The sequence below is a fragment of the Brachybacterium sp. GPGPB12 genome (assembly GCF_038396325.1).
GTDB classification, from domain to species: Bacteria; Actinomycetota; Actinomycetes; order Actinomycetales; family Dermabacteraceae; genus Brachybacterium; species Brachybacterium conglomeratum.
The window spans coordinates 3,420,670-3,433,759 of the sequence record NZ_CP149573.1 but is presented as its reverse complement, the minus strand read 5'-3'; the positions used below and the strand labels follow the sequence as shown (position 1 = coordinate 3,433,759).

6 protein-coding genes, 1 tRNA gene and 4 pseudogenes are annotated in these 13,090 nt (G+C 73.7%); 6 read left to right on the top strand and 5 right to left on the bottom strand.

Annotation, left to right across the window (positions count from 1 at the left end; genetic code table 11):
• The first annotated feature begins 262 nt into the window (after positions 1–262).
• The 5 genes and pseudogenes from WKH84_RS20025 to WKH84_RS20005 all read left to right on the top strand — a co-directional run bounded on the left by WKH84_RS20025 (position 263) and on the right by WKH84_RS20005 (position 6,165).
• The gene (locus tag WKH84_RS20025; protein WP_341854875.1) at positions 263–859 is read left to right on the top strand and encodes a hypothetical protein; all 597 of its coding nucleotides are present in this window, start codon (positions 263–265) and stop codon (positions 857–859) included.
• Positions 826–1,635 carry a hypothetical protein gene (locus tag WKH84_RS20020; protein ID WP_341854874.1) on the top strand — a complete coding sequence of 270 codons (810 nt, stop codon included), beginning with the start codon at positions 826–828 and terminating at the stop codon, positions 1,633–1,635. The genes WKH84_RS20025 and WKH84_RS20020 overlap by 34 nt, the downstream gene beginning before the upstream one ends.
• Before the next feature lie 73 nt (positions 1,636–1,708).
• Positions 1,709–2,766: pseudogene (locus WKH84_RS20015) on the top strand (biotin/lipoate A/B protein ligase family protein).
• A gap of 186 nt (positions 2,767–2,952) precedes the next feature.
• Positions 2,953–5,624 (top strand): annotated as a pseudogene (gene valS / locus WKH84_RS20010) (valine--tRNA ligase).
• A gap of 28 nt (positions 5,625–5,652) precedes the next feature.
• Entirely contained in the window at positions 5,653–6,165 is a 513-nt protein-coding gene (locus WKH84_RS20005; protein WP_341854873.1) for a hypothetical protein, read from the top strand.
• A 67-nt stretch (positions 6,166–6,232) separates the two neighbouring features.
• On the opposite strand, the gene WKH84_RS20000 is transcribed toward WKH84_RS20005, so the two are convergent.
• From WKH84_RS20000 to WKH84_RS19980, 5 genes and pseudogenes are all read right to left on the bottom strand, one after another.
• Positions 6,233–7,414, bottom strand: a complete 1,182-nt coding sequence (locus WKH84_RS20000) for a hypothetical protein (RefSeq protein WP_341854872.1) — start codon at positions 7,412–7,414, stop codon at positions 6,233–6,235.
• Between the two features lie 226 nt (positions 7,415–7,640).
• Positions 7,641–8,039, bottom strand: coding sequence for a hypothetical protein (locus WKH84_RS19995; RefSeq protein ID WP_341857050.1), 399 nt, complete (start codon positions 8,037–8,039; stop codon positions 7,641–7,643).
• Positions 8,040–8,383: 344 nt separating this feature from the next.
• Positions 8,384–10,198: pseudogene (locus tag WKH84_RS19990) on the bottom strand (SelB C-terminal domain-containing protein).
• Positions 10,195–11,624, bottom strand: a pseudogene (locus tag WKH84_RS19985) (L-seryl-tRNA(Sec) selenium transferase). Before WKH84_RS19985 ends, WKH84_RS19990 begins: the two co-directional pseudogenes overlap by 4 nt.
• 209 nt (positions 11,625–11,833) lie before the next feature.
• A tRNA-Sec gene (locus tag WKH84_RS19980) sits at positions 11,834–11,928 on the bottom strand.
• Between the two features lie 73 nt (positions 11,929–12,001).
• On the opposite strand from WKH84_RS19980, the gene selD reads away from it, so the two are divergent.
• On the top strand, positions 12,002–13,021 hold the full coding sequence (gene selD / locus WKH84_RS19975) for a selenide, water dikinase SelD (protein WP_341854871.1): 1,020 nt from the start codon (positions 12,002–12,004) through the stop codon (positions 13,019–13,021).
• The last annotated feature ends 69 nt before the right edge of the window (positions 13,022–13,090 follow it).

The following is a 13,090-nucleotide window of genomic DNA, read 5'->3' as shown; positions in this document are numbered from 1 at the left end:
ACCGAGCCGGCGGTCGAGGACCTCGTGCGGCGCATCAACGCCGGGGACCGTCCGGGCTGACGACGGGCGGGCGCGCCGGCGCCCTCCTCCCCGGACCGGACCGGCCGATGCCGCACCGGGCGCGCCCCTGCGTTCATGCGGGGACACACCGCGCTCCGCGACCTGCCCTGATGCACACTGGTCCACGGGGGATACTGACAGATCCCGTCTCCCGCCCGGCAGTCCCCGCCGCGGCAGGGCACGGCGCGAGAGAAGGAGGACCATGGCGCGCTCCTACGCCACCGTCGGACAGATGCTCACCTACGCTGTCGAGCGCACGGTCAACGCCCCGGAGAGCGCCGAGCGCACCGAGCGGCCCGTGCGGGCCGACGCGATCCTCCGCCACATGCTCGAGTTCGTGCTGATGGCCCCGCGCGACCGCCGTGCGTTCCTGCGCACGGTGCTCCGGACCGAGCGCACCACCGGCGACATCGTCGCCGCGCCGCGCCTGCACCGCCATTCCCCCGACCTGGTCGCCGAGATCCTCCCGACCTCCCCCGAGTCCGACGACGGCGCCCGCCTCGGCATCGTGGTGAGCACGGACGGGCTCGCTGCGCACCACCCAGCTCGAGAAGCACCTGGCCGCGCTCGGCACCTCGGAGCACCATCTGCTGCTGGCGGTCTCACGCCGCAGCGACCTCGTCAGCGGCGAGGAGCAGCCTGCCCGAGCGGGTGCAGGCCACGAGCTGGCGCTCCCTCGCCCGGCGGATGTCGAAGGCCGATCCCGGCCATCAACCGCTATGGGAGACGATCGGGGAGATCGGCGAGAACTCGGGCCGGCCCATCGTGCAGTACCCGGTGGAGGCGAAGCGGTCGCTGACCAAGAAGTCGGTCGCCCAGGAGTTCCGCGGCCACCTCGACGTCATGCACCGCGCCTCCCGTGACCTGCTGGGCACCAGCCCCCACTTCTCGACCCGGCGCGGCCAGACCGACGCGCACCTCCAGGCGGGGGTGCGCCTGCACCGCACCGGCCTCGAGTTCGGCGAGGTCGAGCAGGGCACGCCCGTGCACCTCCAGCGCGCCGGCCACGAGCCGGTACCGCTGGGCATCGGCCTGCCCCGCACCGACGAGGAGAGGGCCGAGGCGACGGACCGCCTGGAGACCCTCGCCCGCCGCACGGCCTGGCGCACCGACGAGGGCGCGATGCCCGCGCCGCAGGAGCTGATCGGCGCCCCCGCCTCCCCGGAGGTGGAGGGGGCGCGCCTGCTGCTGTGGGCGGTGCTGAACCCGATGCTCGCTGCGGGACCGCGGCTTCGACGCCGCCCCTGCACGGCGACAGCCGGCGCTGACCGCGACCACGATGGGGCCGCGCCTGCTCCATCGCGGCGACGAGACCGGGACCACCTACCGGATCTGGGTGGGCGGCGAGCGGGACTGGACCCATCTGATCCCGAAGGTGACGCGCGAGGCGACGGCGGATCGGCCGGAGGAGACCTATGCGGTGGCGCCCCGCAAGAGCCAGTCCACAGCGGACTTCGTGTGGGAGGTCCACCGGGCGCCGCGCTCGCTGACGATCCCGTGATCTCGCGGCCCGTGCTCGTCGGCCCCGTGCCCCGTCGGCACGGCGACTCCGCATGGCCGGTCGGCGCGGCATGACCCGTCGGCCCCGCCGCGGCCCACGGCGATGCGCGAGGATGGGGTCATGGATGCTTCGAGCGAGACACCGGTGATGCACGGCGAGTACAAGGTCCGCGGCGGCAAGCTCGTCGCCGTCGACGTCACCGCCCAGGACGGCCGGATCGCCACGGCGCACGTGTTCGGCGACTTCTTCCTCGAGCCGGACGAGGCGCTCGAGGACCTGAACGCCGCGCTCGAGGGCATGGCGACCGACGCGACGGCCGCCGAGCTCGGCGCCGCGATCACCGACCGTCTCGCCGCCCTCCCCGAGCCGGTGCAGATGATCGGCTTCGACGCCGAGGCGGTCGCGATCGCCGTGCGGCGCGCCCTCGGGCACGCCTCGAGCTGGGACGACCTCACCTTCGATGTGATCCCTCCCGTCGTCCTCCCCCGGTGATGCACGTGGCGCTCGACGAGGTCGCGCCGAAGGAGGTCATCGCCGGGCGGCGCCGCCCCCACTTCCGGATCTGGGACTGGGACTCCTCGCTGGTGGTGATCGGCTCCTACCAGTCGCTGCGCAACGAGATCGACGCCGAGGGCGCCGCGAAGCACGACATCGGGGTGGTGCGCCGCATCACCGGCGGCGGCGCGATGTTCATGGAGCAGGGCAACTGCATCACCTACTCCCTGGTGGTGCCCACCTCGCTGGTGGAGGGGCTGAGCTTCGAGCAGGCCTACGCGTATCTGGACGACTGGGTGATGGGCGCGCTCGCGGAGATCGGGGTGAAGGCCCACTACGTGCCGCTGAACGACATCGCCTCCGAGCAGGGCAAGATCGGCGGCGCCGCCCAGCGCCGCTTCGCCGGCGGCGTGTCGCTGCACCACGTGACGATGAGCTACGACATCGACGCGGACAAGATGGGCGAGGTGTTGCGGATCGGCCGCGAGAAGCTCTCCGACAAGGGCACCCGCGGCGCGAACAAGCGCGTGGACCCGATGCGCTCCCAGACCGGCCTCGCCCGCGAGCAGATCATCGACGGGTTCCTCGAGTACTTCCGCGCCCGCTACGACACCGTCGACTCGATGTACACCGAGGACGAGCTCGCGAAGGCCCGCGAGCTGGTGGAGACGAAGTTCGGCACCGAGGAGTGGACCGCGCGGGTGCCGTGAGCGTCGGCCGCGTCGCCGACGGGCTCATGGCGGCATCAGATGGTGCATGTGCCCGACCGTGCCGCCACGGACCCGCTCAGGCCATCGGCCGCTCGGCTCGGGAAGCGGGGAAGGCCGTGGCGCGAGAGCGCTCACAGTGCTGACGCCTGCGTTGCACGGGGACGCAGACCTGGAACAATGACCCCCATGACCGACACCGCATCGCGCCCTGACGCCCAGACCTCGATCCCCGATCGCCCCTCCCTCGAGGGCCTCGAGGAGAAGTGGGACGGCGTATGGAGCGAGCAGCGACTCTACGCCTTCGACGAGGACACCACCCGTGACCAGGTGTTCAGCGTCGACACCCCGCCGCCCACGGCCTCGGGCTCGCTGCACATCGGCCACGTCTTCGGCTACTCGCAGGCCGACATGATCGTGCGCTACCAGCGCATGCGCGGCAAGAACTGCTTCTACCCGCTGGGCTGGGACGACAACGGCCTGCCCACCGAGCGCCGCGCCCAGAACTACTACGGGGTGCGCTGCGATCCCTCGCTGCCCTACGACCCGGACTTCACGCCCCCGATGGAGGGCGGCTCGAACAAGTCCTCCAAGGCCGCGAACCAGGTCCCGATCTCCCGTCGCAACTTCATCGAGCTGTGCGAGAAGCTGACCACGATGGACGAGAAGTCCTTCGAGGAGGTCTTCCGCACCCTGGGCCTGTCGGTGGACTGGAACCACAGCTACCAGACGATCGACGCCCACTCCCGCGCCACCTCTCAGCGCGCCTTCCTCGAGAACCTCGAGGCCGGGCAGGCGTACCAGTCCGAGGCCCCCACCATGTGGGACGTCACCTACCGCACCGCCGTCGCGCAGGCCGAGCAGGAGGACCGCGACCGCGAGGGCGCCTACCACCGCATCGGCTTCACGAAGACCGACGGCACCGGCGACAAGGTCTACATCGAGACCACCCGCCCCGAGCCGCTCCCCGCCTGCGTGGCCCTGGTCGCCCACCCCGACGACGATCGCTACCAGGACCTGTTCGGCACCACCGTCACCTCTCCCCTGTTCGGCGTGGAGGTGCCCGTGAAGGCGCACCCGCTGGCCCAGGCGGACAAGGGCGCCGGCATCGCGATGATCTGCACCTTCGGCGACTCCACCGACGTGATCTGGTGGCGCGAGCTGGAGTCGCCCACCCGCTCCGTCGTCGGCCGCGACGGCCGCTTCCTGCCCGAGGCGCCGTGGATCACCACCGACGAGGGCCAGGCCGCCTACGCCGAGCTCGCGAGCCTGACCGTGTTCAGCGCGCAGAAGCGCGTGGTCGAGATGGTCACCGAGTCCGGCGATCTCGTCGGCGAGCCGAAGAAGATCTCCCACCCGGTGAAGTTCTACGAGAACGGCGACAAGCCGCTCGAGTTCGTCACCTCCCGCCAGTGGTACCTCACCAACGGCGGCCGTGACTCCTCCGAGGGCGGGTCGCGCGACGAGCTCATCGCCCGCGGCGAGGAGCTGACCTGGCATCCCGCGTACATGGAGTCCCGTTACCGCAACTGGGTCGAGGGCCTGGCCGGCGACTGGCTGATCTCCCGCCAGCGCTTCTACGGCGTGCCCTTCCCGGTCTGGTACGCCGTGGGCACCGACGGCGAGACCGACTACGACACGGTGCTCACTCCGTCCGTCGACGAGCTCCCGATCGATCCGACGACCGACGTGCCGGCCGGCTTCACCGAGGAGCGGCGGGGCCAGACCGGCGGCTTCGTCGCCGACCCCGACATCCTCGACACCTGGGCGACCTCGTCCCTGTCCCCGCGACTCGCGGGCGGCTGGAACTCGGATCCGGCGCTGTTCTCCAAGATCTTCCCCATGGACCTGCGCCCGCAGGGCCACGACATCATCCGCACCTGGCTGTTCTCCACGGTCGTGCGCTCCCACCTGCAGCAGGACGCGCCGCCGTGGAAGCACGCCTCGATCAACGGCTGGATCCTGGACCCCGACCGCAAGAAGATGTCGAAGTCCAAGGGCAACGTGGTCACCCCGATCGGCCTGCTGCAGCGGCACGGCTCGGACGGCGTGCGCTACTGGGCGGGCCGGGCGCGTCAGGGCGTGGACACCGCCTTCGACGAGGGGCAGATGAAGATCGGCCGACGCCTCGCGATCAAGATCCTCAACGCCTCGAAGTTCGCGCTCGGCTTCGGCGAGGCTCCGGCGGACCCGTCGGGCCGTCTCGCCGCGGATCCGTCGGCGGTCACTGATCCGCTGGACCGGGCGCCGCTCGCGCGCTCGCGGACGTGGTCGACCAGGCCACCACCGCGAACGAGGACATGGACTACGCCCGTGCCCTCGAGGCCGTCGAGCCGTTCTTCTGGGCGTTCTGCGACGACTACATCGAGCTGGTCAAGGAGCGCGCCCACGGCAACTCCCCGGCCGGCGAGGCCGGTGCCGCTTCCGCGCGGGCGGCGCTCGCGATCGCGCTCGAGGTGCTGCTGCGCCTGTTCGCGCCGGTGATCGTGTTCGCGACCGAGGAGGTCTGGTCGTGGTGGCGCGGCGGCTCCGTGCACACCCAGCCCTGGCCGGAGTCCGCGCCGCCGCGCGAGGCCGCCCAGGGCCAGGACTCCGCGCTCGTGGACTCCGTGGCCCAGGCCGCGATCGTGGTGCGGCGCATCAAGTCCGACGCGAAGGTCTCCCAGAAGACCCCAATCCTCGCCGTGACCGTCGAGGCTCCCGAGGCGGCGCTCGCGCACCTCGAGGCCGCCGCGGCGGACCTCACGGCGCTCGGCCGGATCGAGAAGCTCGAGCTGGTCGCCGGGGCGGGCGAGGAGATCACCGCCCGCGACGTCGAGCTGGGCGAGCCGCCGGTCAAGCGACCGCGCAGCAAGGCCTGAGCGACCGGACGCGGGAGGAGCGCGGGCCATGCAGATCCGCACGTACCGTTCCGGGGTCAACCGGATGTTCCTGTGGATGGGCGTGGCCCTCGTCGTGGTCGCGGTCCTGCTCTTCGGCGTGGTGCCGGTGCTCGGCTGGTCCCTCACGCGCGCCCGGCCCTGCTCGGGATGCTCGCTCGGCCTCCCGGTCTTCGGCCTCGCCGGAGCGGTGATGGCACTGGTCGGGGCGCGGCGCCGCGTGCTCGTCGGCCCGGACCGGGTGACCTGGTACGGGGTGCTCGGGGCCCCGAGAGTCGTCCTGTTCTCGGAGGTTGCCCACGTCGAGGTGCCCTCGGGGCGCCGGGGACCCCGCGCCGTCGCGCCGCATCGCCGCGACGGCAGGGTGCAGGTGATCGGCGCGTTGGCCATGTCCTCGGGAGAGGGCGGAAACAGCGCGGACGGAGCCTACCGGGAGGCGGCGAGCGACCTCGTCGCCTCGCATGCCCGGTGGTGGACGCAGGCCCGGGGCCCTCAGCAGGGCTGGACGCCGGGACGACGCTGACCCGCCGCGGCTGACCGCCGGCGCTCGGTGCTGGGTGCGACGGCGATCCGACCGACGGCGACGCCGCTCAGAACGGCCACTTGTCGGAGACGTAGTCAGTGGCCCCCTGGAACGCTCCGGAGGCGTCGCCGATCGCGTCGTCGATGTCGTAGTCGCCGGGGGTGAAGGTGTTCACGATCTGGTTGGGATGGACCGCCACGGTGGTGGAGCCGCCGAGCCCGAGATCCTTCGCGATCGATCCGGCGACGCTGACGGAGATCTCGTCGGTGGAGATCGTCTGCCCCGCGCCCGCCCCGACCCCGTAGCCGACCTTCTCGCTGATCGAGGTCGAGCCCGAGAACCAACCGCCGGGCGCGGTCGCCTCGAAGGTCTGGGTCGCCTGCGCCCCGGCGAAGGCCCGGGCGTCGAAGCCCTGGCTGAAGCCGTTGACCTGACCGTCCTCGTTGCGCGTGACGTGCGAGTACGCGTTCGCGCTGGCGTTCGCTCCGGCGTACAGGTCCTGCCTGGTGGTCCCCGAATTGCCGAGCGGCCCGTCGACGGTGGCGTACTGCGCGGAATAGGCGCCGAGCCCGGCGCGGGCTCCGGCGGCGAGGCCGTCCGGTCCGACGGTGCCTCCGGCCTCCGCGTAGCCCTCCGCGCCCACCCGGGCGCCGGCCTGGATCCCGGTCCCGAGAGGTCCTTCGAGTCGGTCGTCGATGCCGATCTCCGCGCTCCCCGCCCGCCGAGGGTCCCGGTCACGTTGCCGTACGGATCGGTGGTGACGTTGGTGCCGAGGCTGTAGTCGTATCCCGCGTACACGTCGAGGAATCCGTAGCTCTCGTCGATCTCGCGCCCGTCCCACAGCGAGTCGCCGCCGGTGATCTGCTCGCCGATCGGTCGGTCGTCCCCGTACTTCGCGCCGCGCGAGGTGAAGCCGGGATCGCCGAAGAACTCCTGAGGCCCGTCGCCGTCGCCGCCGGTGAACCAGTCCTCGAGGTCCTTGCGGAGGTGGTCGATGACGCCCGGGGTGAGGGGCAGTCCGGGGATCGGCGCGGGCAGCTGGCATCAGCGGGCCCGGGAAGGGCATCAGGAACAGGTCACGCAGGACGTCCGGCAGTCCGTCCCCGTCCCCGGCGGAGGCCTCGTCCTGCTCCTCGGCGTGGCGGCGGATCTCCTCGCCGCGGCCCTGCAGGTCCTCGGCCTTCGCGCGCAGGCCGGGCGCGATCACTCCGTGCCAGAGGGCGCGGAACGCCATCGCGTCCGGTCCCATCCACGGCACGGAGTCGATGAGCCTCGTCGCGGCGTCGGTGATCTCGTCGACCGTCCGCGATCCCTGGTCGAAGGCGGTCCCCTCGTCGCCGCATCTGCTCCGTGTCGCCGCCCTGGAAGCCCGCCATCATCTCTCCCCTGAAGTCCCCGTCGTGCGACGGGACCGTGTCCGCTCCTGCCCCTGCCACTCTGCTTCTGTCGGCCGAGCCGGGCACGGCGACGCCTGCTCAGCCTAGGTATGCCGCTCGGCGCTGGCCATGGGGAGTACTCCCCATCGACGGATCCGCGGGCTCCGCCGAGCCGCCGCGACGACGAGCGAGGACGATGACCGCGCTGATCTCGAGACACCGCGCTAGGGTGAGCGGGCCGCCGTCCTCGACCAGCAGGGAGCTCCGCGTGCAGACCGTGATCCGCGCCGCCGGTGCTCGGGTGAACTTCGTCGTCGGCCCCATGGTGGTTCTGATCGGCGTGGCCGCTCTGCTCGCCGGGGTCGTCCTGTCGGTCGTGATGGAGACGGCCTGGTTCATGATGTTCCTGCTCCCGGCGGCGATGGGGATCGGCGCCGGACTGTTCCTCCTCCGCGGCGCCCGCAGGTCACGCCTGCAGATCGACCCGGAGGGCTTCACCTGGTGCGGGTTCGTCGGCGCGGAGCAGTCGCTGCGCTGGCACGAGATCCACCAGCTGCCGCCGCCCCCGCCCACGAGTCGACGGGTGGTCGCGATCGCGCAGCTGCGCGACGGCCGCCAGGTCGAGGTGCGGGCCCTGTGGGAGTCGCCGACCTCGCCGGCCGTCTTCGCTCGGTCGCCCGGACCACAGCCGCGCCCAGAACGCCCTGCTCGGCGCGCACCGCGCCTGGCTCGCCGGCCACCGCTGAGGCCCTCGGCACGTCGGCGCCCGCCCCGAGCAGTCGGCGCACGCCCCGGGACGATGCCGGGGACAGCGGTGTGTCAGGACGATCCGCGGCCCGTGCTCAGCGCACGATCTCCCGGTGCCCGGCGTCCACGCGACGGGTCCAGCCGCGGCCGTCGAGATGCTCGAGCAGCGGGATCGCGACGCGGCGCGTCGTCCCCAGCGCCTGGCGGGCCTCGCTGGTGGTGAAGGGTCGCTCGAGCCGGGCCAGCTCCCGCATCGCGAGCGCGGGCGCGGCGGGCAGCGAGCACGACCTCGTCGGGCAGTCGCAGCGGCCGTCCCTGCGCCGCGGCGGCGGCGAGCTCGCGGGCACCGAGGCGGAGAGCGGCGAGGTCCTCGGCCTCCGGGGCGCGGAAGGGGACCTCTGCGAGCCGCCGTTCGAGCCGCGCGACCCCTGCCTCGGCGGCGCCGAGGCCTGCGGCGGCGAAGGGGTCCTTCACCCGGCCGACCTCGAGCGTGAGGCCGGTGGCCGCCACGACCGCGTCGAGCGGCTCCGGGGTGGGCGGCGCCAGCGCATCGGCGGCGGCCTTGCGGGGCAGGCCTGCGGAGAGCGGATCGGCGCGGACGGCCTCGGCGACGAGGACGGTCAGCCTCTCCCGCCAGTCGGCGAGCGCCCGAGCGTCGACGAGCCGCACGCCGCGCCGCTCCACCCCGTCGGGCGACTCCTCGGGGACGGCGAGGCCGTAGCGGCGCGAAGACCTGCTCGCTCACGGCGCCGCGGCGTGCGACCTCCCCGGCGAGGTCCCCGCCCCCGGGCATCGCCTCGAGCACGGCCTGGCGCCGACGGCCGTCGCCGCGCCGCGCCAGGGCGGGCGGGTCGACGTCGAGGACGCGCACCCCGGTGCGCACGGCGTGGCCGCCGTCGCCGCGCGCGACGAGCGCATCGCCGACGGCCAGCGGCAAGGGGCGCTCGAGGGTGAGCCGGGCATGCTCTTCGCCGAAGGGGCGCACCCGCGCGGTGACCTGGGCTGTACCCACGTGCGCGATCAGCTCGCCCGGGGCGGCCGCGAGGTCCTCGCCGGTGGTGCGGCGCACGTCGACCTGGGTGCTGAGGTGCCACGCTCCGGGGGTGATCAGCGCGTCGCCGCGACCGACGTGCTCCGCGTCGACGCCGCGGAGGTTCACCGCGGCGCGGCTGACTGGGCCGAGCTCGGCGAGCTGTCCGCCGCGGGACTGCAGACCGCGGACCTGCACCTCGGTCCCCTCGTCCCCGGCCTCCGCACCGCCGTGCGTGCCGATCAGCACCAGCCGGTCCTCGCGGTGCAGGGTGCCCGCGGCGAGGGTCCCGGTGATCACGGTGCCGGCGCCCGAGACGGTGAAGGCGCGGTCCACCCACAGCCGCACCCGCTGCCCGGGGTCGGGCCGGCGTGCGGCGGCGACGAGCTCGTCGAGCCGCGCGCGCGAAGACGTCCATCCCCTCCCCGGTCACGGCAGAGATCGCGAGGGCGGGCGCGGCGGCGAGTCCGGTGCCGGCGAGCTCCGTGCGGGCCTGGGCGATGACCTCCGGGACCCTGTCGGGGGCGAGGTCGGCGCGGGTGATCACGAGCAGGCCCTGGTCGATGCCGAGGGCGGCGACGGCGTCGCGATGGTCGCTGGACTGGGCCTGCCAGCCCTCGTCGGCCGCGACGACGAAGCAGACGATCGGGGCGGGGCCGATGCCTGCGAGCATGTTTCCGAGGAATCGCTCGTGGCCGGGCACGTCGACGAAGGAGACCTCCCGGCCGGAGGGCAGGACGGTCCAGGCGAAGCCGAGGTCGATCGTGAGGCCGCGCCGCTTCTCCTCGGCGAGGCGGTCCGGCTCGATGCCGGTCAGCGCGCGGATCAGGGTGGACTTGCCGTGGTCGACGTGCCCGGCGGTGGCGATGACCTGCATCATCGCTCAGGATCCTTCGCAGGATCCTGCGCGGAGGCGCGAGCGGAGGCGTCCTCGGGGCGACGGCGGTCGTCGCGGACGCGCGACCGTTCCCGCGCCGCGGCGACGGCGCCGACCAGCGTGTCCTCGTCCTCGGCGGGCACGCGCCGCAGGTCCAGCAGGCACGCGCCGCCCTGGACGGTGCTGACGACGGCCGGGTCCCCGGTGCGGAGCTCCGCGGCGAGCTCCTCCTCGAGCGCGATCGCCCAGCCGGGCAGCGGCACCTCGGCCCCTCCCCGCCGCCGACGCGGCCGTCATGGGCGACCGTCGTGCCGGCGAGCCGGGCGGCGAGCGCGTCGGTCCGCTCCCGCGGCGTGTCCGGGTCGGTGCGCGCGCCGCGAGGACGGGCGGGACGGGTCCGGCGAGGGTCGCCTCGATCGCGGCGAGCGCGAGCTTGTCGGCGCGGACCGCACGGGCCAGCGGGTGGCGGGCGAGGCGCGCGATCACCTCGCGTCGGCCCAGCAGGATCCCGGCCTGCGGACCGCCGAGGAGCTTGTCGCCGCTGGTGATGACGAGGTCGGCGCCGGCGGCGAGGGCGGTGGCGACGTCGGGCTCGTCGGGCAGTGCGGGCTCGGGGCGCGGCAGTCCCGAGCCGAGATCGGCGATCAGCGGCAGTCCGTGCTCGTGCGCGAGCGCGGTGAGCTCGGCGATCCCGACCTCGCTGGTGAAGCCCTCGATGCGGTAGTTGCTGGTGTGGACCTTGAGGATCGCGCCGACGGACGCTGGGCCTGCGGTCCGTGCGTCGGCGCTCGGCCCCGCGGCGGCGGCGCCCAGGTCCCCGCCGGTGCCGGAGGTGAGCGCGTCGCGGTAGTCGCTCGCATGGGTGCGGTTGGTGGTGCCGACCTCCCGCACCCGTGCCCCGGCGGAGGCGACGAGCTCCGCGAGCCGGAAACCGGCCCCGATCTCGACGAGCTCCCCGCGGCTCCACAGCACCTCGCGGCCCGCGGCGAGCGCGGTCGTGGCCAGCGACAGGGCGGCCGCACCGTTGTTCACCACGAGCGCGTCCTCCGCCGCGGGACAGGCGGCCAGCGCCGCGGCCCGCCCGCGCGCCGGCGCCGCGGCGGGAGCGAGCACCGGTGGCGAGGTCGAACTCGACGTCGGTGTACCCGGCGGCGTCCTGGACCGCCTGCCGGGCCGCGGCCGAGAGCGGAGCCCGGCCGAGATTCGTGTGGACGATGACGCCGGTCGCGTTCAGCACCGGGCGCAGCGAGGAGGCGCTGTGCTCGCCGAGGGAGGCGAGCACTGCGGCGGTCACATCCTCCGGGGCGATCTCGCCGCGGCGGGCCCGGTCCTGGGCGGCGCGGACCAGGCCGTGCACCACACGCTCCCCCATCGCGCCGCTCGCCGCGGCGACCTCGGGCAGGGCGAGCAGGCGATCCGTGCGCGGGATCCGCCGACGCGGGTCCTCCGCGCCGGGGCCTGCCGTGCCGAGGCCCTTGGCGCCGGGGACTGCCGTGCCGGGGCCCTTCGCGTCGTGGCCGATGGCGCCGTGGCCTCCCCGGCCCGGGGTCGTCGTGCCCTCGGCGTCGCTCGGGGACTGGGGCACGGGACCTCCTGCGCACGGGATCGGAGCGTCCGCGCGGCGGCGGACGGCAGTATTGGCGGAGGCGGACGGGAATCGAACCCGCCAGACCGAGATGCTCGGTCTCACCAGTTTTGAAGACTGGGGCGCCCACCAGGACACGTACGCCTCCGCGGGCGAGGATATCACCGCCGGACCTGGGACAACGCTCGCCCTCCCCCGGCGGCCCGGGCTAGGGTCGGGCCATGAGCGACTCCCCCATCCAGCCCATGGCCCGCCCCGAGATCCGCCTGACCACGATGGCGCACGGAGGCGGTCGCGCCTCGAAGATCCCGCCGGGCGAGCTCGAGGTGGTCGTCTCCTCGCTCGCCGGGCAGCAGTACGACCAGGTGATCGTGGGCCTGGACGACGGGGACGACGCCGCCGCCGTGCGGATCGGCGGGCCCGACGGCGACACGGCCGTGCTCTCCACCGCGGACTTCTTCACCCCCGTGGTCGACGACGCCCACGACTGGGGCCGGATCGCGGCCGCGAACGCGCTCAGCGACATCTACGCGATGGGCGGCGATCCCGTGGTCGCGATCAATCTCGTCGGCTGGCCCCGCGAGGTCCTGCCCTACGAGCCGCTGCAGCAGGTGCTCGCCGGCGGTCTCGCGATCGCCAAGGAGGCCGGAGTGCCCGTCATCGGCGGGCACTCCGTCGACGATCCCGAGCCCAAGTACGGCATGGCCGTCACCGGCACCGCCCGCCCGGACCGTCTGCTGCGCAACGACACCGCGGAGGCCGGCCTGCCGATCACGCTGACCAAGCCACTCGGCGTGGGTCTGCTGAACAACCGCATGAAGTCCACCGGCGAGGTCTCCGCCGCCGCGATCGAGGTGATGACGACCCTGAACCGGGACGCCTCGAAGGCCGCGCTCGAGGCCGGGGCGAAGGCCGCGACCGACGTGACGGGCTTCGGCCTGCTGGGCCACCTGTACAAGATGGGCCGCGCCTCCGGGGTCGGGATGATCCTGGACCGGGCCGCGGTGCCGCTCGTCGAGGGCGCGGCGGAGGCGCCGCGGGACGGGTTCGTCTCCGGCGGGACGCGACGGAACCTCGAGTGGGTGCGCCATGCCGTCCAGGCCGGCCCCGGCATCGACGAGGACGATCTGCTGCTGCTCGCCGACGCGCAGACCTCGGGCGGCCTGCTGGTGATCGGCGAGGTGCCCGGCTATCCGGTGATCGGCGAGACCGTCGCGGGAGAGGGCATCCAGGTCCGCTGAGCAGGCGGTCCACCCCACCTCTCCCGATCGGTCTCCGGCGCGCCACGCTTTTGCGTGCCTGACGACCCA

Bases quoted from the DNA above. Each gene is read 5' to 3' on its own strand.
- WKH84_RS20025 (WP_341854875.1), top strand. From the start codon at position 263: ATGGCGCGCTCCTACGCCACCGTCGGACAGATGCTCACCTACGCTGTC.
- WKH84_RS20005 (WP_341854873.1), top strand. From the start codon at position 5,653: ATGCAGATCCGCACGTACCGTTCCGGGGTCAACCGGATGTTCCTGTGG.
- WKH84_RS20000 (WP_341854872.1), bottom strand. From the start codon at position 7,414: ATGGGACCGGACGCGATGGCGTTCCGCGCCCTCTGGCACGGAGTGATC.
- selD (WP_341854871.1), top strand. From the start codon at position 12,002: ATGAGCGACTCCCCCATCCAGCCCATGGCCCGCCCCGAGATCCGCCTG.